Below are 20,764 nucleotides of genomic sequence, written 5' to 3'. Positions count from 1 at the left end.
CCCCGCCGCCCGTCGGCCCGCCGCACTCAGCGGTGCAGCGCCTCCGCCTCCTGCGGGACGTGGGAGGCGACCACGCGCTCCCGCCCGGCGGCGGGGACGCGGCGGCGGTCCACCGCGTAGGCCACGCCGGCCACCGCGAGGCCGAGTACCGCCAGGGCCGCCCCGGCGAGCGCCGGGGACGTCGCGCCGAAGCCGGCCGCGAGGGCCAGGCCGCCGATCCAGGCGCCGCCGGCGTTGGCCAGGTTGAAGGCGGCCTGGTTGGCGGAGGAGGCCAGGGAGGGGGCTGCGGAGGCCTTCTCCATGACCATGAGCTGGAGCGGGGAGCCCGTCGCGAAGGCCGCCATGCCGAGGAGGACGACCGCGAGGGCCGCGCTCCACTCCGTGCGCATGAGGACGGGGAACAGCAGCAGGACCGCGGCCAGGGAGCCGAGTCCGCCGAACAGCGTGCCGCGCAGGGAGTGGTCGGCGAGGCGGCCGCCGAGCAGGTTGCCGGCGGTGGCGCCGACGCCGAACAGCGCGAGCAGCAGCGTCACGTTGGACTCGGCGAATCCGGCGGACCGGGTCAGCATCGGCGTGATGTAGCTGTACGCCGAGAACAGGGCGCCGAAGCCGGCCACCGTCGTACCGAGGGCCAGCCACACCGGCAGCGGGCGCAGGGCGGCCAGTTCGCCGCGCAGGCCGGCCGCGGTGGCGTGCGTGTGGTCGTGCGGGATCAGGGCGGCCAGCGCGGCTATCGCCACCAGGCCGATCGCGCTGACCCCGAGGAACGTCGCCCTCCAGCCCAGGTGCTGGCCCATGAGCGTGGCGGCGGGCACGCCCGCGACGTTCGCGACGGTCAGGCCGAGGAACATCAGGGACACGGAGCGGGCCTTGCGCTCCGGCGCCACCATGGTCGTCGCGACCACCGCGCCCACGCCGAAGAACGCGCCGTGCGGCAGACCGCTCAGGAACCGGGCGGCGAGCAGCGAACCGTTGCCGGGGGCGAACGCCGAGAGGGCGTTGCCCGCGACGAACAGGCCCATCAGGCCGATCAGGACGGTGCGGCGGGACATCCGCGCGGTGACCGCGGCCAGGAGCGGGGCGCCGATGACGACGCCCAGCGCGTACGCCGAGACCAGGTGCCCGGCGCTGGGGATCGAGATGTGCAGGTCTTCCGCGACGTCGGGCAGCAGGCCCATCATCACGAACTCGGTCGTACCGATGCCGAAGGCGCCCACGGCAAGGGCGAGCAGGGCCAGGGGCATGAGGGGACCTCTCAGAGCGTTGCGTGCAGTTCCGTACAGGTGCGCGACTTCTCAGTCGTATCACTATGTTCAAGTACGGAACAAACGCGCTCCGGGGCCCTATTCCAACGGGTCAGGACCCGGTTGCCGATGTGGTGACCTTCACACGCGCGGCCACCGGCAGATGGTCGCTTCCCGTTCGCGGCAGGGTCCAGGAGCTCTCCGGCTCGATGCCCTTGACCATGATCTGGTCGATCCGGGCCATCGGGAACGACGCCGGCCAGCTGAAGCCGAAGCCGCTGCCCGCGGCGCCCTGCGTGGAACGCATCTGGGAGGTCACGCCGTTGAGGGCGCGGTCGTTCATCGTGCCGTTCAGGTCGCCGAGCAGTACGACCCGCTGATCCGTCTCGTCGGCGATCGCCTCACCGAGCGCGTCGGCGCTCGTGTCGCGCTGCCGGGCGGTGAACCCGGCCTCCATCTTCACCCGCACCGACGGCAGATGGGCGACGTACACCGCGACGGGACCCTCCGGGGTCGCCACCGTGGCCCGCATGGCCCGCGTCCAGCCCAGCTTGATGTCGACGGCCCGGGCGCCGCTCAGCGGGTACCTGCTCCACAGCCCGACGGTGCCCTGCACCGAGTGGTACTTGTACGTCGACGCCAGCGCCTTCTCGTACACCGGCACGGCGGACGCCTTCAGCTCCTCCAGCGCCAGTACGTCCGCGCCGGACGCGGCCACGTCCCGGGCGGTGCCGGAGGGGTCCGGGTTGTCGGCGTTGACGTTGTGCGTGGCCACCACCAGGTCACCGCCGGTGCCGGACTTGTCGGTGAGCAGCCCCCCGAAGAGGTTCAGCCACACGATCCCCGGCAGCAGCGTCGCGATCAGCGCCGTCGCCGACTTCCGCACCAGTCCCAGGACCAGCAGTACCGGGATGGCCAGCCCCAGCCAGGGCAGGAAGGTCTCCGTGAGGCTGCCGAGGTTGCCGACCCGGTTGGGGATGCGCGAGTGGAGCAGCATCACGAGGGCGAGCAGCAGCGCGAGCCCGGCGAGGACCACGCCCCGGCGCCAGATGCGCGGGTCCCCGCGCCAGCCGCCGAGGAACCGGTTGGTCAGGCGCCGAAGCCGAGATCCCTGGTGCTCGGGCCCCGAGCCGCCGTTGTCCGTCTCCGTCATGTACGCCTGCTGCGCCATACCGTCTGCCTCACTGCCTGCCGTGCACACCGTGTTCCCCGTGTCCCTTCCGACCCTAGGGGATGATCGACCTCGTTCCCGCCGTCCCATGACGGCCGTACGGGCACGAGGACGAACAAGTCGGTTCAGGAAGTTCCGGTTACCGGAGTGACCAACGCGGTCTGTGACGAAACACGCACATTCCGGCCGCCGCTGTCCGGGGAACTGACGGGGCGTAGGCCGGCCAGGACCGTGTCCACGATCTCCTCCGCGAGTCCTTCGTGGAGGTCGGCGTCGGGCCGCATGACGGTGCGGGTGAGCATGGGGCCGACCAGGAGGTCGTTCGCCAGTTCCAGGTCGACGTCCGCGCGGAGTTCGCCGTTCAGCCGGCCCCGGCGCAGGACCTGCAGTCCGATCTCGCGCCGGGGAGCTATCACGCTGGCGTGGTAGGCGGCCCAGATCTTGGGGCTGCTCTTCATCTGGGCGTGCACGTTGTGCAGGATCGCCGAGGAACGGCTGAGCAGACCGCGCCGGCGCAGCGCCTCCAGCAGGACGACCAGGTCATCCCGCATCGAGGTGCCGGGGAGTTCCGGGTCGTCGGGTTCGGCAGCGCGCACGACGTCGACGAACAGTTCCTCCTTGCCGCTCCAGCGGCGGTAGATGGTCGCCTTGCCGACGCCGGCGGTGCGGGCGATGCGCTCGATGGACAGTTCGGCCAGCGAGACGCCCTCCTCGAGGAGCTTCATCACACCGTCGAGAATGGCTTGTTCCACCGCCTCGCTGCGGGGACGGCCCCGGCTGGGGGCGTCCGGCCGGGACCGGCCGTCGGCGGACCGGTCCTCTGCAGACCGGCCGTCGGCGGACCGGCTGTCGGCGGGCCGGCTGTCGGCAAGGCTCACGTCTTTCCGTCCTTTCGCCTGCTGCGCCGATTGTCGCGCAGCTGCCTCCTCCCCCGTCGGTCGACTCTCCTGCGTCGCTCTACCCCGTTCTCCCCCGTCGGCTATTCTCCCGCCGCCACCAACTGCGTCTCCTCCTTGTCCTGCTGACGCGCCGACGGCTTGCCCGGCAGGAAGAGTGCCGTGACGACGGCGCCGACGAGCGCGACACCGGTGCCGCACAGCGCGGTGACGTGCATGGCGTGCAGGAACGCGTCGTTGGCGGGGTCGACCAGGGCCTTGCCCTGGGGGCCGAGCTTCGCGGCGACGCCGAGCGTGGCCTCGATGGACTCGCCCGCCGTGTCCCTGAGGCCGGCCGGCAGCGGTCCGAGCTTGTCCTGGATGCCGGTCCGGTAGGAGGTGGACAGGACCGAGCCGAGTACGGCGATGCCGAGGGCGCCGCCGACCTGGCGGAAGGTGTTGCTGAGGGCGGAGGCCGAACCGGCCTTCTCGCGGGGCAGGGCCTGCATGATGACCACGGACGTCGGGGTCATGATGTGCGCCATGCCGGCGCCCATGAGGAAGAAGACGACCTCCAGCAGCCAGATCGGCGTGTCCGCCTGGAAGGTGGCGAACGCGGCGAGCGTCGCGGCGATCACCAGCAGACCCGCCGTGGTGGTGGCCTTGTTGCCGAACCGGTCGACCACCAGCCGGGCACGCGGCGCGAAGATCATCTGGGCGGCGGCCAGCGGCAGCATCAGCAGACCGGACTGCAGCGGCGAGTAGCCGCGCACGCTCTGGGTGTAGAAGACCGAGAAGAACGTCACGCCCATCAGCGCGAAGAAGACCAGCGCGATGGCGCTCATCGCGGCCGAGAACACCTTGTTCTTGAAGTAGGTGACGTCCAGGGACGGGTGGTCGCTGCGCTTCTCGAAGACCACGAAGGCGGCGAGGACGGCGAGACCGGCGAAGATGGTCGCCAGCACCTTGGCGTCCGTGAAGTCGGCGAGCTCGCCGCCCTTGATGATGCCGTAGACGAGCAGGACCAGACCGACGACCGACAGGACGACACCGACGGGGTCGACGCGGCCCGGCTTCGGGTCGCGGGAGTCGGGCACCAGCCACACCATGAGCCCGAGGGCGAGGATCACGATGGGCACGTTGATGAGGAAGACCGAGCCCCACCAGAAGTGGTCGAGCAGCACGCCGCCGGTGATCGGGCCGATGGCGATGGCCAGGCCGACCCCGCCCGCCCAGATGCCGATGGCCTTGGGCTGCTCCTCGCGCTCGAAGACGTTCATCAGGACGGCGAGGGTGGCGGGCATGACGAAGGCGGCACCCAGGGCCATCAGGGCGCGGTAGGCGATGAGCTGGTCGGGCGAGCCGGACTCGGCGGCCAGGGCCGAGCCGATGCCGAACACCACGAGGCCGCCCAGCAGGACCTTCTTGCGGCCGATCCGGTCACCGACGAGCCCGGCGGTGAACAGCAGGCCGGCGAAGACGAGGGTGTAGGCGTTGATCGCCCATTCGAGCTCGCTCTGGGTGGCGCCCAGACCGGTCGGCGCCGGGGTCGAGATCGTCTTGATGGCGACGTTCAGGATCGAGTTGTCCAGCACCACGATGAGCAGGCTCAGCATCAGCACGCCGAGGATCGCCCAGCGGCGCCGGTGGACCTCTTCCGGTATCCGGCGGGCAGGGACGGCAGGAGTAGTCATGGGGACGAGCCTAGGGCAATTCCAATACGGCACCGTCTCGTATCTGTATTCCTTTACGAAGGTCTTACGCGAGCGGGACTCGAGGCCGCGAGCAGGGGTGAGGCGTGCGCGAGGGATCACGCCGGGCCCCCTTGGCCGTCACTGGCACGAGGTGCCACCATGGAGACGGTCCGGGGACGCCGTCAGGGCGCCTCGAGATGACGTTAGGAGCCGTTGCAATGACGCAGCTTTCGGCTGCCCAGACGAAGCCCTCCGACGGCAGCAAGGCGCTGTACGGGGGCAAGGGCACGCGCCGCATCACCGTCCGCGACATCGCCCTCGCCAAGGAACGCGGCGAGAAGTGGCCCATGCTCACCGCCTACGACGCGATGACCGCGTCCGTGTTCGACGAGGCGGGCATCCCCGTCATGCTGGTCGGCGACTCCGCCGGCAACTGCCACCTCGGCTACGAGTCGACCGTGCCCGTCACCCTCGACGAGATGACCATGCTGTCGGCGGCCGTCGTACGGGGTACCAGCCGCGCCCTGATCGTCGGCGACCTGCCCTTCGGCTCCTACCAGGAGGGCCCGGTGCAGGCGCTGCGCTCGGCGACCCGGCTGGTGAAGGAGGCGGGTGTCGGCGCCGTGAAGCTGGAGGGCGGCGAGCGCTCGCACGAGCAGATCCGGCTGCTGGTGGAGTCCGGCATCCCGGTCATGGCGCACATCGGGCTCACCCCGCAGTCGGTCAACGCCATGGGCTACCGCGTGCAGGGGCGGGGCGAGGAGGCTGCCGCGCAGCTGCTGCGGGACGCCAAGGCCGTGCAGGACGCGGGTGCGTTCGCGGTGGTCCTGGAGCTGGTGCCGGCCGAGCTGGCGGCCGAGGTCACGCGGGTGCTGCAGATCCCGACGGTCGGCATCGGGGCCGGGCCGGAGACGGACGCGCAGGTGCTGGTGTGGACGGACATGCTCGGGCTGACCTCGGGTCGCGTGCCGAAGTTCGTCAAGAAGTACGCCGATCTGCGTGAGGTCATGGGCAACGCGGCCAAGGCCTTCGCCGAGGACGTCGTCGGCGGGACGTTCCCGCTGGAGGAGCACTCCGTCCACTAGGACCATCGCCGCACCACGGGCAGCCCGCCGATCGTCCCCCGTCGGCGGGCTGCCGCTTTCCGCCTGAGGTGCGGCCCCCGGACCGGCGACCCACGATGAAGTCATGGCGCACGCGAAAGCACCGCCACCGCGTCCGGACGCCGCCGGCCGGGGCCCGCGGGTGTGGGCCCTGCCTGCCGTGCTCGGGTTCGTGCTGTGCGCGGGTCTCTTCCTCCTGGTCTTCGTCCATGCCCTCGCCTGGTGGTGCGGCACCCACACGTGGCAGTGGCCCGGCACCGGCGGCTGACCGCACCCGCAGGTCGGGACCGTCCGGGTCAGGCGGGTGACCGGCCGGTTTCACGCAGGAGCCGGCGGCGTTCCGCGTAGGCCAGGTCGTCGCGCCAGAGACGGCCGACGGCGGCGCGCACGAGGGGCCTCAGCAGGGGGGCGGCTGCGCGGGCGAGGCCGAAGCCCGGCCGGTCGGACGTGGCCAGTACGGCCTCGACGACGAGCGTGCGGGGTCTGCCGCGGTCGTCGGGATCCAGCGGCGTGGCGTGGGTCTCGACGACGGATGTCTCCCCTTCGCCGTCCGTGATCCGCATGACCACGGTGCGGGGTTCGGGCGCGGTGAACTCGGCACGGACGGGTACGACGAGGCGACGGGTGAGGCGGAAGGAGACGTCCACGACGAAGCGGTCGGCGTCCTGTGGGCCGGCCGGGGCTTCGACGACGGTGAGGTCGACGAAGGTGTGCGGGTGGTACCAGGCTCCGTGCCACGGGTCGAGACGGTTGGCGATAACGTCCTCCGGTTCGCAGACCCCGACACCGTGCCACACGGTCTGGAGAGCTGTCGCCGGCTCAGGCCTGAGGGGGACCACGGGAGCACGCGTCGGTTGTTCCCCTCCGACGGCGTCGAGCCGCACCCACACCAGTACGCCGTCGTCGTGCACCGGGAGGGGCTCCCAGCCGGCGCACCGGGAACCGTCGAGGGCGAGGCCGTGCCAGTGGCAGACCAGGGTGCCGCAGTGCACCGGGCTGTCGCCCAGCGGGGCGCCGAGGTGCGGGCAGACGCCGGGCCCGCCCACCAGGCGGCCGCTGCCGTCCCGCCACACCACCACCTCCAGGCCGGCGACGTTCCGCGACAGCGGCCGGGTGGCCCGCAGGTCGGTGACGGCGCCCACGACGAACCAGTTGCCGGACGGCCGGGCCGTGGCCCGTTCGACGGCGGCGGCGATGACGGCGGGCCGTGCTTCCCGCCAGGTCGGCCGCTGGCGCGCCCAGGGGGGCGAGCCGCGCCGCAGCCGCAGCGGGACACGTCCTCGGGCCGGCGTGCGTCCGGGGCTCATCCGGTCTCCTCCACGTCACCCGACGACGGCACGGACCTCGTGGCCGAGACGGCCGTGACCGCCGTGACCGCCGGAAGCGCCGGGACCGCCGGGACCGCCGGGACCGCCGGGACCGCCGGGGCGGAGGTGACCGGAGGGCGTCCGCCGCCGTGCCGGACCTTGAGGCGGGCGGTCGCGACCCGGACGAGCCCGTCGGCGGCGATGACCGCCCGCCGGCGGCGGGGCACGACGGCGCGCCGGTGCAGCACGGCGTATCCGTCGCGGGCGATGGCGTCCAGGATGCCCTGGTACAGGATGTAGGCGGTGCGGATGCACGGGCGTGCCAGCGGGTCCAGCATCGCGAGGCCGGGCGCGGCCTGACGGTAGACGCCCCGGGTGAGGTCCTCGGCGGCCCGGAGCGCGGCGGTGATGCGGGAGTCCCGCCGTCCGGTGGACCTGCTCCACTGCAGGAGGGGCCGGTCCACGCCGTGGGCGGTGAGCAGGTCGGCCGGCAGGTACACACGGCCGCGGTCCAGGTCTTCGCCCACGTCGCGGAGGAAGTTGGTCAGCTGGAAGGCCCGCCCGAGCGCGGCGGCGTGCGGGGCGGCTTCTTCGAGGGGGCTCACGGTGCCGAGTACCGGCAGCATCTGCAGGCCGATCACCGCGGCCGAGCCGTGCATGTAGGCGCAGAGATCGTCGTAGGTGGCGTACTCGGTGACCGTCAGATCGCTGCGCATGGAGGCCATGAAGTCGGTGAAGTGTTCGGTCGGGATGGCGTAGCGGGCGGCGGTGTCGGCCACCGCCGGCACCACGGGGTCGCCGTCGGCGCCCGTGCTCCGGTGACCGGTCAGCGCCCGGCGCAGTCGCGCGTCGAGCCGGGCGAGGGTCTCGGCACGGTCGTCGCGTTCGGCGGTGCGGTGGCCGTCGACGATGTCGTCGGCCCGGCGGGCGAAGCCGTACAGGGCGTGCACGGCAGGTCGGCGGTCGGCGGACAGCAGGCGGGTGGCCAGGAAGTAGGTCCTGCCGTGGCGGGCGTTGAGGCGGCGGCAGCGGGCGTAGGCGGCGCGCAGTACGGGGTCGGTGATGCCGGCGGCGTTCAGTTCCCGTGCGGTCATGGGCGCACGCTCCCCGCTGCCGTGGGCGGTACGGAGGTGTGCGGACGGCGGCCGGGCGCGCCGGTGATGCGGGCGGCGGCCAGTCTGCCGGAGATCAGGACGGTCGGCACTCCGACACCGGGGGTGGTGCCGCAGCCCGCCAGGACCGCGTTGTCCGTCCCGCGCACGAGGTTGCGGGGGCGGAACGGGCCGGTCTGGGAGAAGGTGTGGGCCACCGAGAACGGGGTGCCCGCGGCGTGGCCCTGGGCGGCCCAGTGGGCCGGGGTCACCAGGCATTCCTCGTCGATGTGCCGGGTGATGCCGTGCAGGCCGCGTGCCTCCAGGACGGCCAGGAGGCTGTCGCGGTAGCGGGGTGCGAGGTCGTGCCACGCCGCGGCGGACGGGCCCACGTCGGTGTTGGGGCAGGGTGCCAGAACGTAGTGCAGGTGCCTGCCTTCGGGGGCGAGGGCGGGGTCGCCGGCCGTGGGGCGGGTGATGAGCAGGGACGGGTCGGTCATCAGGCTCCCGGTCCGGGTGAGTTCGTCGAACGTCTCGTGCCATGCGGTCCCGAAGGACAGGGTGTGATGCGCCAGGTGCGGCCAGGTGACGTCCGTGCCGACGTGCAGGACGACGGCCGACGGCGCGTGCCGCAGCGGTACCGGGCGGCGGGGCCGGCGGCCCAGCAGGCGGTGGGCGGTCGGCAGGTCGGGGGTGAGGACGACCGCGTCGCAGGGGATCCGCTCCTCGGCGGTGACCACGGCCGTGACCCTGCTGCCGGATCGCTCCAGGCGCGTGACCTCACGCCCGAGGAGCAGGTCCGCGCCGGCGTCGACCGCGGCGGTGGCCATGGCACGGGGCAGGGCGTGCATGCCGCCGCGCGGGAAGTACACGCCCGCCACGGTGTCCATGTACGCGATGACGGCGTAGGCGGCCAGGGCCCGGGCCGGTGCGACACCGGCGTACAGGGACTGGAAGGTGAACACCCGCCGCAGACGCTCGTCGGTCAGGAAACGGCCGATCGCTGCGTCGAGGCGGCCGAAGCCGCCGAGGGCGGCCAGTCGGGCCAGGTCGGGGGTGAGCAGCCCCAGCGGGGAATCGAAGTTGGCGTCGATGAACCGGCGCATCTGCACGCTGTAGAGCCGCGTCAGCCAGGCGCGCAGCCGCCGGTATCCGGCCGCTTCACGCGGTCCCGCGAACCGTTCGACCTCGGTCTCCATCGCCGTGGCGTCGGTGTGCACGTCCAGTCTGCCGCCGTCGGCGAAGCACGCCCGGTAGGCCGGGTCCAGGGGCAGCAGTTCGACGTGGTCGCCGAGCCGGGCGCCGACGGCCGCGAACGCCTCTTCGGCCAGGTGGGGCATGGTCAGGACGGTGGGGCCGGTGTCGATGCGGTAACCGCCGCGCTCCAGTCGGCCGGCTCGGCCGCCGGGCAGCCGATCGCGTTCCACGATGGTCACCCGCCGGCCGGCTCCCAGCAGGTGCAGTGCGGCCGACAGGCCGGACAGGCCCGCGCCGATCACCACGACGTGGTCGGTGCGGCCGTCCACCGTCCTCATCGGGGCCATCCCTGTGCCGGGCCGGACGGTGCCGCCTCCGGTTCCGTCGCGGCCCCGGCCTCCGTCCCGGCCTCGGTGCGGGCTTCGGTCCCGGCCTCGGTGCGGGCTTCGGTCCCGGCCTCGGTCCCGGCCTCGGTGCGGGCTTCGGTCCCGGCCTCGGTGCGGGCCTCTGCAGGGGACGCGGCCGCGTCCGGGTCGGTCACGACGCCCGCGGCGGCGCACAACAGGTCCCGCAGCCGCTCACGGCCGGGGGGCCGCAGGTCGGCATCGGCCAGATGGTCCAGGCTGCGGGCGACCAGTTGCTCGATGCGGTGCTCCACGGCGGCCCGGGCTCCGGTGCGGACCAGGGTCTGCCGCACTTCCGCCATCTGCGCCTCGGTCAGCCGGCCCGCACCCACGCATCGGTCCAGTACGGTCAGCGCCTCCGTGTCGCCGTCGGCGACGGCCCGGTGCCTGGCCATGGCCACGAGATAGGTCGGCTTGCCCTGCCGGATGTCGTCGCCCGAGGGTTTGCCGGTCACGTGCGGCTCGGCGAAGACACCGAGAAGGTCGTCGCGCAGTTGGAAGGCGATGCCCGAGCATCGTCCCGCCGCGCGCAGCGCCGCGGTGGTGCGCGGATCGGCCTGCGCCAGCGCGGCGCCCAGCGCGACCGGTCGCTCGACCGAGTACAGGGCGCTCTTGAGATGTGCGACGCGCTCGGCGGCGGCCGGGGAGCGGGCGCCGGTGACCTGGCCGTGCAGGTCCAGGTACTGCCCGGCCACCATCTCCGTGCGCAGGGCACGCCAAAGGGCGGCGACGGTGTCCGCGGCGGCCAGGTCCGCCATGGTGGCGGTCACGACGTCGTCCGCCCAGGCCAGCGCGAGGTCACCGACCAGGATGGCTGCGGCCCTGCCGAAGCCGCCGCCGGAGCCGCCGCGCCGTGGCGGGTACCGCCGCGCGATGTCGGCGTGCACCGACGGCCGTCCGCGGCGCCGGTCGGAGTCGTCCATCACGTCGTCGTGCACCAGGGCGCAGGTCTGGATCAGTTCGAGTGCGGCCGCGATGCGCAGGGCGGCCTCTGCCTGTGCCGGTTCGCCGCCACCGCCGCAGGAACGCAGCGTCCACCAGAGAAACCGTGGCCGGATGCGTTTGCCTCCCGCCAGGGTGAAGGCGGCCAGTCGTGCCGCCAGGTCCCGGCCGAACACGGGGTCGAGGGACGACGCCTGTGCGACACGTTCGTCCAGGATCTGCCGCAGACTCCGTTCGACGGCGGCCGGTACGTCGGCGTCCACAGCCTCCCCGTACGGGACGGTCCCTGGCTCGGCCCCTTGCGGCCCCCGCGCGGGCGCGGTGCCGAGGCCCAGGACCGGCTGCCGTACCGGCCGTGGACCGGGAGGGTGCTTGTCACGCGTACCCTGCTGGGCGCTGCTGGGGCGCATCCCGGTTCCTCTCGTCGGTGCGGGCACGGAGCTGTACCCATGCGTTCGTCTGGAGGCGGCGTACCGGATGCAGCCGAGGCAACTCCGCGCAGCCGGCCCGCCGGTCGCAGCGGCGGCAACAACACCCATTCCACTCGGGAGCGCCGGTGACCGGGGCCTTCGCCTGATGGGACGCGTCGGCCACCCGGTAGGGGCACGTCCAGCGCGGCTGCATCCGCGCACGGCGGCGGTACGGAATGCTTCTGCACAGCGCGCCCGGCGGCGTCGGGCCACCAGGAGCAGCACTCGCGGTGTCGTGGAGGGTTACCGTGGCCGAGACGGACGTCGCGATCGTGGGCGCGGGGGCGGCGGGGCTCTCGCTCGCCCACCGGGTGTCGCTCGGCGCACCGACGGGGCCCGCGCCCTCCGTCGTACTGATCACGGCCCCCGCCGGTCCGCTGCGACCGCCCCGACGCACGTGGTGCTACTGGGAGACGGGCCCCGGCCCCTACGACGCCGTGGTGACGGACTCCTGGGAGCGGCTGCGGATGAGGGACCGGCACGGAGCGACGGCCGAACGGCGCATCTCACCCATGCGCTACAAGATGATCCGGTCCGACGACTTCCAGGCGCTGGTCGACCGCGACCTGAAGGCCTGTGCGGGTGTGCGCCGGGTCGAGGCCACCGTGGACGACATCACCGGCCTGCCCGACGGCACCGCCAGGATCCGGGGCGTCGACGCCGACGGCGCACGGGTGACGGTGGATGCCCGCTGGGTCTTCGACTCACGTCCCCCGCGGCGTCCGCCCCCCGCCCGCACCCATCTGCTGCAGCACTTCAGGGGCTGGTACCTGCGCACCGAGCAACCCGCGTTCGACCCCGGGGTGGTCGACCTGATGGACTTCCGCACCCCTCAGCCCGTTCCCGGACTGTCCTTCGGGTACGTCCTGCCCACAGGCCGGCACACCGCCCTGGTGGAGTACACGGAGTTCGGTCCCGAGCCGCTGAGCTCGGACGCCTACGACGCCGCACTGGACCATTACGCACACGGCGTCCTCGGGCTCGGCGCCCTGCGGGTGCTCTGGTCGGAGACCGGGGCGATCCCCATGACGGACGCCTCGTTCCCCAGGGAGAGCGCCGCTTCGGTGTTCCGGATCGGCACCGCGGGCGGGGCGACGCGTCCCGCCACGGGATACACCTTCGCGGCGATCCAGCGTCAGGTGGACGCCGTCGCACGAGCGTTGCGCGCCGGTCGGCGCCCGGTGCCGCCGCCCGCCTATCCGGCCCGGGCGCGCGGGATGGACGCCATCCTGCTCCGGGCGCTGGCCACGGGACGGGTCGACGGCCCCGACTTCTTCTACCGGCTGTTCACCCGTGTCCCCCCTCGGCGCCTGCTGCGTTTCCTCGACGGGCGGACCCGCCTGTCCGAGGACTTCGCCATCGGCCTGCGCACTCCCGTCCCGTCGATGCTGCGTACGGCGGCCGAGCTGCCCCTGGTCCCCCGCCGTCCCCCCACAGGAGCGAGCTGATGACGTTGCTGCGCGGTGCGGAACTGGCCGCCGCCTTCGACCGCGGCGCCCCCGCCTACGACCGCCTGGTCGCGCTGAATCCCGGATACCACGGGCAGCTGCGCCGCTCCGCCCGGCGACTGGGTCTCGCGGCCGGCGGCGCCGGCCGGCGGGTGCTCGATCTCGGCTGCGGTACGGGCGCCTCCACGGCGGCCCTCCTGTCCGTGCTGCCGCGGGCGGAGGTCGTCGGGATCGACGCGTCGGCGGGCATGCTGGAAAGGGCGCGTGCCAAGCACTGGCCGCCCGCCGTCACCTTCGTACGCGCCGCGCTCGAGGACCTGAGCGCGGGGGTGGTGAAGGGACCGTTCGACGCCGTGTTCGCCGCCTACGTGTTCCGCAATGTCGCCGATCCGGACGCCGTCCTCGGCATGGTGCGCCAGCTGCTGGTACCGGGCGGCCGGATCGCCGTGCACGACTACGCGCTCAGCGGGCGACGCGCGGATCGCGTGGTCTGGGCGGCGGTGTACCACTCGGTCGTCCTTCCGCTCGGCGCCCTCACCGGAGCCCGGGATCTCCACCGCCACCTGTGGCACAGCGTCGACGCCTTCGGCACCGCGCCGGCGTTCGGCGACCGGCTCCGCCGGGCCGGATTCGACCGGGTCCGCGTGGTGCCGTTGCCCGGCTGGCAGACCGGTATCACCCACACCTTCCTCGGCCGCCGCCCCGTACGGGAAACGGACGACCCGTCATGACCCCGCAAGGTGACCGGTATGCCCGGCGTCATGGGCGCGACCGGCGCGCCCGTGTCATCCGGCCTCGCCCCGGGCTGCGCCGGATCGAGGGGGATCCGCCCTCGACGGCGGTCATCGGCGGCGGCATCGCCGGGGTGGCCGCGGCCGTCGCGCTCGCCGAGCGGGGTGTCCGCGTCACGCTGTACGAGCGCGAACCCCGTCTGGGCGGCCGTCTGGCCGGGTGGCCCGTCACCCTCGCCGACGGCGGGACCGCCACCATGAGCCGCGGCTTCCACGCGTTCTTCCGCCAGTACTACAACCTGCGTGGGCTGCTGCGCAGGACCGACCCCGGGCTGGAGGGGCTGACCGCGCTGCCGGACTACCCCCTGCACCACAGCAGCGGTCTGCGCGACAGCTTCCGCCACGTGCCGCGCACCCCGCCCTGGAGCGCTCTGGCCTTCGCCGCCCTCAGCCCGACCTTCAGCGTCGGGGATCTGCTGTCCCTGAACGGTCCGGCGGCGCTGCCCCTGCTCGACGTACGCACGCACAGCGTCCACGAACAGCTCGACCACGTCAGCGCCCACGACTTCCTGGCCGCGATCCGCTTCCCTCCCGCGGCCCGCTCGCTGGCCTTCGAGGTGTTCTCCCGCAGCTTCTTCGCCGACCCCCGCCAACTGTCGGCAGCCGAGATGGCGTTGATGTTCCACATCTACTTCCTCGGCTCCGCGGAGGGGCTCCTGTTCGACGTGCCCCGCGCCCCGTATCCGGAGGCCCTGTGGGACCCTCTGGCGGCTTATCTCACCCGCCTCCGCGCCGAAGTGCGGACATCGGCCCCCGTGCACGGCGTCCGCCCTGATCCCTCGGGTGGTTTCCGGGTCGCGGCGGACGGTCTCGCGCGGCGGTACGACACCGTCGTCCTGGCCCTGGACACCGGTGGACTACGGGCGGTCGTGGAGGCCTCGCCCCGACTCGGCGACGCGGCCTGGCGCGCCCGGATCGCCCGGCTGCGAACCGCTCCCCCGTTCCTGGTGTCCCGTCTGTGGCTGGACCGCCCCGTCGACCCCGGCCGTCCGGGCTTCCTCGGCACCGGCGGCTATCCCTCCCTGGACAACATCAGCGTGGTCTCCCACTGGGAAGGGGAGGCCGCACGCTGGGCCGCACGCACCGGGGGCTCGGTCGTCGAACTCCACGCCTACGCCCTGTCACCGCACGCCGCCCGTGGCGTCGAAGAAGAGCGCCTGGTGAAGCAACTGCACCAGGTGTTCCCGGAGACCGGCGCCGCGCGGATCGTGTCCGCGTGCCATGAGTGGCGGGCGGACTGCCCGCTGTTCGCCGTGGGCGGGTACGCACACCGGCCCACGGTCCGCACCCCGGACCCCGCTGTCGTCGTAGCGGGCGATCTGGTCCGCACCGGCCTGCCCGTGGCCCTCATGGAGCGCGCCGCCACCTCGGGGTTCCTTGCCGCGAACGCCCTGCTCGAGAAGTGGAGCGTGCGGGGGCAGACCCTGTGGACCGTGCCCGATCACGGCCGTTCCGCGCTGTTGCGCGCACTCGCCCGACGGTTCGGGCGGGCGCCGGGAGCACCGGCCGCGCAGACGTGACGGGGTCGGGCGGGCCGTCCGGACGAGCCGGGCGCCGGCCCGACGGCCCGAGGGGTGTCGGTGGCGTGCAGACGGCTGTAGGTGAGCTGTCGGTGGTTTGTCGGTCGGGCCTGGCACCGTCTTCTGCATGACGCGAATCGATGACAACCCCAGCGGCGCGAGCCACGCGGTGAAGGTGCGGGGACTGGTCAAGCACTACGGCGAGACCAAGGCGCTGGACGGCGTGGACCTGGATGTGCGGGAGGGCACCGTGATGGGGGTGCTCGGGCCGAACGGCGCCGGGAAGACCACCCTCGTACGGATCCTGTCCACCCTGCTGGCCCCGGACGCCGGCCAGGCGACCGTCGTCGGCTACGACGCCGTACGGCAACCCCGGCAGCTTCGCCGGGTGATCGGCCTCACCGGGCAGTACGCGTCGGTCGACGAGAAGCTCCCCGGCTGGGAGAACCTCTACATGATCGGGCGGCTCCTCGACCTGCCCCGCAAGGAGGCCCGCGCCCGCGCCGACGAGCTGCTGGAGCGGTTCTCCCTCACCGACGCCGCCAAGCGCCCGGCGAGCACCTACTCCGGCGGTATGCGACGGCGGCTCGACCTCGCCGCCTCCATGATCGGCCGGCCGCAGGTGCTGTTCCTCGACGAGCCGACGACGGGACTCGACCCCCGTACCCGCAACGAGGTGTGGGACGAGGTCAAGGCCATGGTCGGCGAAGGGGTCACCGTCCTGCTGACCACCCAGTACATGGAGGAGGCCGAGCATCTGGCCTCCGAGCTGACCGTCGTGGACCGCGGCAAAGTCATCGCCAAGGGCGGCATCGAGGAGCTGAAGGCCAAGGTCGGCGGGCGCACCCTGCGCGTGCGGCCGGCCGATCCGCTGGAGCTGCGCCCGCTCGCCCGCATGCTCGACGAGCTCGGCATCACCGGGCTCGCGGGCACCACCGTGGACACCGACAGCGGCGCCCTGCTGGTGCCGATCCTCAGCGACGAACAGCTCACCGCCGTGGTCGGCGCGGTCACCGCGCGCGGCATCACGATCACCTCCATCACCACCGAACTGCCCAGCCTGGACGAGGTGTTCCTGTCCCTCACCGGCCACCGCGCCGGCGCCCCGCAGGACACCACGCCCGCCGACACCCGCCAGGAGGTCGCCGTATGAGCGCCGCCACCGCCACTGCCACCGCCACCGATGCCGCCACCGACGCGCGTATCCCGCTGCGCGGCCATCTGCGCCACACCGGCGCCCTGATCCGCCGCAACCTGCTGTGGATCAAGCAGGACCCCGAGTCGATGATGGACGCGGTGCTGATGCCGGTCGTCTTCACCCTGCTGTTCGTGTACGTCTTCGGCGGCTCCATCGGGCAGGCGCTGGGCGGCGGTCAGCACGGGTACGTGCAGTACGTCATCCCCGGCATGATCGCGATGATGAGCATGACGCTGTCCCAGGGCGTCGGCACCGGCTTCAGCCAGGACTTCAACTCCGGGGTCATGGACCGCTTCCGCTCCCTGCCGATCGGACGCGGCTCGGTGCTCTTCGCGAAGATCTCGGTGGAGCTGGCGCGGATGCTGTTCGCGACGGCCGTGCTGATGATCGTCGCCGTGCTGGTCGGCTTCGACATCCACCACTGGGGCGGGCTGTTCGCGGCCGTCGGCCTCTCCACGGTGTTCGCCTCGTCGATCATGTGGGTGTTCCTCACCCTGGGGGTGATCCTGAAGAACGCGCAGTCGGTGCAGGCGATGGGCTTCCTGGTGCTGTTCCCGCTGCAGTTCGGCTCGTCGATCTTCACGCCGACGAAGGACATGCCGGGCTGGCTGCAGTCCTTCACCGACTACAACCCCCTGTCCACGCTCGCGGACGCGTCGCGCGGACTGATGATCGGCGGCCCGGTCGCGCACGACCTGTGGGTGACGCTGGGCTGGTCGATGGCGATCACCGCGGTGATGGCACCGGTCGCGATCCACAAGTTCCGGACCAAGAACTGACGTCCGCGCCGGTCGTCCGGGTGGGTGCGTCAGAGCAGGGCGGTGGCCTCCGCGGGAGAGAGGCCACCGCCTTCGGCGTACGCGGAGTCGTAGGCCTCCTCGTCGAGCACGGCCCGGACGGCCGCCACGGTACGCCTACGGACCTCCCGCTCGATGGTCGACGCGACGTGACCGGACGGCAGCATCGCGTCGGCGGCAGCCAGGCAACGGGCGGCGTCGCGGGCGCGGGCGCCGCCGTCGACCGCGGCGAGGGCCGTCGCGGCGATGGTCAGGTACGCGGGCTGCAGATGCGGGGCGATGGTCCGGGACAGCGGGTCCGCCGCCTGCTCCAGCGCCCGCCGGATCCTGTCCAGGGCTTCGTCGGCGCGGCCGTCGACGGCGTCCACCCAGGCCTCCTGGCCGAGGATGACGGCGTCGAAGACGGGGAAGTGCGAGATCGCGAAGTCCTGGCGGATCAGGCGGAGTTGCTCGCGGGCCTCCGGGACGCGGTCGGTGAGCGAGAGCCGGCCGGCGAGGACGAGGCGGGCCATGGGCATCGCCTCGTTGGTGCTGCCGTCCTGACGGGCGAGGACCTCGCGCAGCATGCGCTCGCCGCGCTCCGACTGGCCGGCCTCCAGGAGGACGGCGGCCAGACGGACGCCGAGCACCGCCGTCTGGGCGCGGGCGCCGAGGCGTTCGGCGTGTTCGATGGCCGCCCGGAAGTCGGCGGCGGCCGACTCGTACCCGCCCTTGCGCTCGTGGGACTCGCCGCGCGCGGAGAGCGCCTCCGCGGCGCCCCAGGCGTCGCCGAGGCGCTGGAAGATCGCCAGTGCCTCGTCGGCGTCGCGCGCGGCGTCGCTCGCCCACTCGGTGCGGTTGGCGAGGATGTTGGCGCGCATCTGGAGGGTGGTGGCCAGTTCCCAGTCGAAGCCCGGTGTCTCCCGGGAGGTCTTCACACAGGCGTCGATGATGGTGCGCAGCCTCTCGACGCCCTCGGTCAGCAGCACGGCGAAGAACCACAGCATGCCGGGGGGACGGCAGGTCTGCGGCATGCCGGGTTCGTACACCTGGGTGATGGCGCGCAGCTTCGCCTGCGCCTCGGGGGTCTGCCAGGCGTCCAGCTCGGTGTCCATGCAGGCGAGATGGGCCAGATGCAGACCGCGCCGGGCCTCGTCGAGCAGGTCGCCGGTGTACGGGGGCGGAACGTCCGTGCAGCGCTGCCACACCGGTGCGGCGCGGCGGACCGGCTCGGCGAACGGGTCGGGGCCGAGCGCCATGACGTCGCTGCACAGATTGCGCGCCTCGATGCGCAGGTCACGCATCTGCCAGTACCAGACGAGGGAGAGGACCAGGCAGAGCGCCTCCTGCTCGTTCTGCCCGGCCACCGCGCGGCGCAGGGCGGTGCGCAGGTTCTCGTACTCGAGCTGGATCCGCGCGACGGCGCCCGCCTGGCCGGAGCCGCGCAGCAACGGGTCCGTGGTGCGGGCGAGTTCACGGAAGTACGTCAGGTGGGCGCGCTCGGTTCGTTCCCGGCGGCCGGACTCGTCGAGCCGTTCGCCCGCGTACTCGGCGACGGTCTCCAGCAGCCGGTAGCGCATCGCGCCGTCGGGTGCGGGGGCGGCGACGACGAGGGACTTGTCGACCAGGGAGCCCAGCGCGTCGAAGGCGTCCGGTCCGCACACCGCCTCGGCGGCGGCGAGGTCGCAGCCGCCCGCGAAGACCGACAGGCCGCGCAGCGTCTCCCGTTCCCCTTCGTCGAGCAGGTCCCAGGACCAGTCGACGACGGCCCGCAGGGTCTGCTGGCGCGGCAGCACGGTACGGCTGCCGGAGGTGAGCAGGCGGAAGCGGTCGTCGAGCCGGTCGACTATCTGACGGGGTGTGAGCATCCGCAGCCGGGCGGCGGCGAGTTCGATGGCGAGGGGCAGGCCGTCGAGGCGCCGGCAGATCTCGGCGCACGCCTCCGGGTCGTCCTCGATCCGGAAGCCGGGCCGGGCGGCGGCCCCGCGTTCGGCGAGGAGCCGCAGTGCGGTCGGCTCGGGCAGCGGCTCCACGGGGCGCAGCAACTCACCGGGGACGCCGAGGGGTTCGCGGCTGGTGGCGAGCACGGTCACCTCCGGGCAGCGGGCCAGCAGCCGCTCGGCGAGGCGGGCGGCGGCGTCCACCACGTGCTCGCAGTTGTCCAGGACGAGCAGCATCCGGCGCCGGCCGCAGTGCTCGACGAGCCGCTCCACGGGGTCGTCGTGCCGGTCGGCGACGGCCCGCATGCTCTCGGCACCGGCGCCGTGCAGCACGGTCTCGCGGGCGCCGATCGCGGTGAGCACCGCCTCCGGGACGGCCTCGGGGTCGTCGACGGGCGCCAGTTCGGCCAGCCACGCCCCGTCCCGGGCGATGTCCCCGGCCACCTCGGCGGCCTCCTGCGACAGCCGGGTCTTCCCGGCGCCGCCGGGTCCGAGCAGCGTGACCAGCCGGGCCGCCGTGAGGTCCGCCCGGATGGCCTCGATGTCGGCCTCCCGGCCGACGAAGGAGGTGAGGCGGGCGGGCAGGTTGCCCGGTGACGGGGACGCCCCGGGCGCGCGCACCGCCGCCGGGGCCGTCTCGGGGCTCAGTAACTCGGCGTGCAGCGCCCGCAGTTCGGGTCCCGGGTCGGAGCCGAGCCGCTCGGCGAGGAGCTGTCGTACGTCCTCGTAGGCGGCCAGTGCCTCCGCCGTGCGGCCGGTGTCGCGCAGGGCGCGCAGCCGCAGGGCCTGCAGGGGCTCGTCCAGGGGGTGGCTGTCGCACAGGGCGGTCAGCTCGGGCAGTGCCCCGTCGGCGTGGCCGAGGGCGAGGGCGGCGGTGTGCCGGGCGCGCAGGGCGTCCAGGCGGCGGGTGGCGCAGCGGGCGGCCTCGGCGGTGCGGTCGGGCAGGTCCGCGAGGGCGGGGCCGTGCCACAGCGCGAGGGCGTCGTCGAGGACCGTGGCCGCCTTCGCCGGGTCGCCGTCTGCCAGAGCGCGCAGCCCCTCGCCGGTCAGGCGCTCGAAGCGGTGCAGGTCGATGTCGTCGGGCGCGGCGGCGAGCCGGTACCCGCCGTCCGCGGAGGCGACGGCGTCCGCCCCCAGCGCCCGTCTGAGCCGCCCGACCAGCGCCTGCAGCGCCGCGGTCGCGTCGGCCGGGGGTTCTCCGTCCCAGACCTCGTCCACCAGCAGGCTCACCGGCACGGTCCGCCCGGCCCGCAGCGCCAGCACGGTCAGCAGCGCACGCAACCGCGCCCCGCCCACCGGAACGGACGTACCGTCGGGGCGGAGTGCCTGGGTGGTGCCGAGAACGCGATACCGCACGGGCCCCATTGTCCCCGCCGCACTCACCGCCGGTCACGCGGTTCGCGCGGCGCGGCACCCGCGGCCCCCAGGCCGACCGGCACCCGGTCCGCCCGCACCGGCCGCACCGGCCGCAGCGCACGCAGCCGCGCCCCGCCCACGGGAACGGACGTACCGTCGGGGCGGAGTGCCTGGGTGGTGCCGAGAACGCGATACCGCACGGGCCCCATTGTCCCCGCCGCACTCACCGCCGGTCAC

Annotated in this window: 17 protein-coding genes; 7 read left to right on the top strand and 10 right to left on the bottom strand. The window is 73.3% G+C overall.

Annotated elements, in window-relative coordinates:
• Window positions 1-26: 26 nt before the first annotated feature.
• From ACFY0F_RS03335 to ACFY0F_RS03320, 4 genes are all read right to left on the bottom strand, one after another.
• Window positions 27-1,244 (bottom strand): MFS transporter, encoded by a 1,218-nt coding sequence (locus ACFY0F_RS03335; RefSeq protein WP_388788111.1) that lies wholly within the window; start codon window positions 1,242-1,244, stop codon window positions 27-29.
• Window positions 1,245-1,356: 112 nt separating this feature from the next.
• Window positions 1,357-2,415 carry an endonuclease/exonuclease/phosphatase family protein gene (locus tag ACFY0F_RS03330; protein WP_388788108.1) on the bottom strand — a complete coding sequence of 353 codons (1,059 nt, stop codon included), beginning with the start codon at window positions 2,413-2,415 and terminating at the stop codon, window positions 1,357-1,359.
• Window positions 2,416-2,540: 125 nt separating this feature from the next.
• Window positions 2,541-3,167: a TetR/AcrR family transcriptional regulator gene (locus tag ACFY0F_RS03325; protein WP_388789174.1), complete on the bottom strand. Its 627-nt coding sequence runs from the start codon at window positions 3,165-3,167 to the stop codon at window positions 2,541-2,543.
• Window positions 3,168-3,394: 227 nt separating this feature from the next.
• Complete coding sequence (locus tag ACFY0F_RS03320; RefSeq protein ID WP_388788105.1) at window positions 3,395-4,984, bottom strand: MFS transporter; 1,590 nt, start codon at window positions 4,982-4,984, stop codon at window positions 3,395-3,397.
• 218 nt (window positions 4,985-5,202) lie between these two features.
• Here ACFY0F_RS03320 and panB point away from each other — a divergent pair, with 218 nt between their 5' ends.
• Entirely contained in the window at window positions 5,203-6,069 is an 867-nt protein-coding gene (panB, locus tag ACFY0F_RS03315; protein ID WP_388788102.1) for a 3-methyl-2-oxobutanoate hydroxymethyltransferase, read from the top strand.
• Window positions 6,070-6,172: 103 nt separating this feature from the next.
• A complete protein-coding gene (locus ACFY0F_RS03310) occupies window positions 6,173-6,355 on the top strand; it encodes a hypothetical protein (RefSeq protein ID WP_388788100.1) in 183 nt (60 codons plus the stop codon).
• A 28-nt stretch (window positions 6,356-6,383) separates the two neighbouring features.
• On the opposite strand, the gene ACFY0F_RS03305 is transcribed toward ACFY0F_RS03310, so the two are convergent.
• From ACFY0F_RS03305 to ACFY0F_RS03290, 4 genes are read right to left on the bottom strand one after another with little or no spacing between them, the layout of a single operon-like run.
• Window positions 6,384-7,394, bottom strand: a complete 1,011-nt coding sequence (locus tag ACFY0F_RS03305; protein ID WP_388788098.1) for a DUF5914 domain-containing protein — start codon at window positions 7,392-7,394, stop codon at window positions 6,384-6,386.
• Complete coding sequence (locus ACFY0F_RS03300; RefSeq protein ID WP_388788095.1) at window positions 7,391-8,488, bottom strand: phytoene/squalene synthase family protein; 1,098 nt, start codon at window positions 8,486-8,488, stop codon at window positions 7,391-7,393. The genes ACFY0F_RS03305 and ACFY0F_RS03300 overlap by 4 nt, the downstream gene beginning before the upstream one ends.
• A complete protein-coding gene (crtI, locus tag ACFY0F_RS03295) occupies window positions 8,485-10,020 on the bottom strand; it encodes a phytoene desaturase family protein (protein WP_388788093.1) in 1,536 nt (511 codons plus the stop codon). Before crtI ends, ACFY0F_RS03300 begins: the two co-directional genes overlap by 4 nt.
• Window positions 10,017-11,438: a polyprenyl synthetase family protein gene (locus ACFY0F_RS03290; protein ID WP_388788089.1), complete on the bottom strand. Its 1,422-nt coding sequence runs from the start codon at window positions 11,436-11,438 to the stop codon at window positions 10,017-10,019. The genes crtI and ACFY0F_RS03290 overlap by 4 nt, the downstream gene beginning before the upstream one ends.
• Window positions 11,439-11,746: 308 nt before the next feature.
• Here ACFY0F_RS03290 and ACFY0F_RS03285 point away from each other — a divergent pair, with 308 nt between their 5' ends.
• The 5 genes from ACFY0F_RS03285 to ACFY0F_RS03265 all read left to right on the top strand — a co-directional run bounded on the left by ACFY0F_RS03285 (window position 11,747) and on the right by ACFY0F_RS03265 (window position 17,234).
• Window positions 11,747-12,946 (top strand): lycopene cyclase family protein, encoded by a 1,200-nt coding sequence (locus tag ACFY0F_RS03285; protein WP_388788086.1) that lies wholly within the window; start codon window positions 11,747-11,749, stop codon window positions 12,944-12,946.
• The gene (locus ACFY0F_RS03280; RefSeq protein WP_388788084.1) at window positions 12,946-13,677 is read left to right on the top strand and encodes a methyltransferase domain-containing protein; all 732 of its coding nucleotides are present in this window, start codon (window positions 12,946-12,948) and stop codon (window positions 13,675-13,677) included. Before ACFY0F_RS03285 ends, ACFY0F_RS03280 begins: the two co-directional genes overlap by 1 nt.
• Window positions 13,674-15,257, top strand: coding sequence for an FAD-dependent oxidoreductase (locus ACFY0F_RS03275; protein WP_388788081.1), 1,584 nt, complete (start codon window positions 13,674-13,676; stop codon window positions 15,255-15,257). Before ACFY0F_RS03280 ends, ACFY0F_RS03275 begins: the two co-directional genes overlap by 4 nt.
• 127 nt (window positions 15,258-15,384) lie before the next feature.
• Window positions 15,385-16,410 carry an ATP-binding cassette domain-containing protein gene (locus tag ACFY0F_RS03270; protein WP_388788078.1) on the top strand — a complete coding sequence of 342 codons (1,026 nt, stop codon included), beginning with the start codon at window positions 15,385-15,387 and terminating at the stop codon, window positions 16,408-16,410.
• Entirely contained in the window at window positions 16,407-17,234 is an 828-nt protein-coding gene (locus ACFY0F_RS03265) for an ABC transporter permease (protein ID WP_388788077.1), read from the top strand. The genes ACFY0F_RS03270 and ACFY0F_RS03265 overlap by 4 nt, the downstream gene beginning before the upstream one ends.
• 29 nt (window positions 17,235-17,263) lie before the next feature.
• On the opposite strand, the gene ACFY0F_RS03260 is transcribed toward ACFY0F_RS03265, so the two are convergent.
• Together ACFY0F_RS03260 and ACFY0F_RS03255 are read right to left on the bottom strand one after the other, a co-directional pair.
• Window positions 17,264-20,536 carry a BTAD domain-containing putative transcriptional regulator gene (locus ACFY0F_RS03260; RefSeq protein WP_388788075.1) on the bottom strand — a complete coding sequence of 1,091 codons (3,273 nt, stop codon included), beginning with the start codon at window positions 20,534-20,536 and terminating at the stop codon, window positions 17,264-17,266.
• A 14-nt stretch (window positions 20,537-20,550) separates the two neighbouring features.
• Window positions 20,551-20,727, bottom strand: coding sequence for a hypothetical protein (locus ACFY0F_RS03255; RefSeq protein WP_388788073.1), 177 nt, complete (start codon window positions 20,725-20,727; stop codon window positions 20,551-20,553).
• Between the last annotated feature and the right edge of the window lie 37 nt (window positions 20,728-20,764).

The organism is Streptomyces sp. NPDC001544, assembly GCF_042894285.1.
GTDB lineage: Bacteria > Actinomycetota > Actinomycetes > Streptomycetales > Streptomycetaceae > Streptomyces.
Note: the sequence above shows the minus strand (reverse complement) of the source record. Positions and strands in the feature narration are given on the sequence as shown.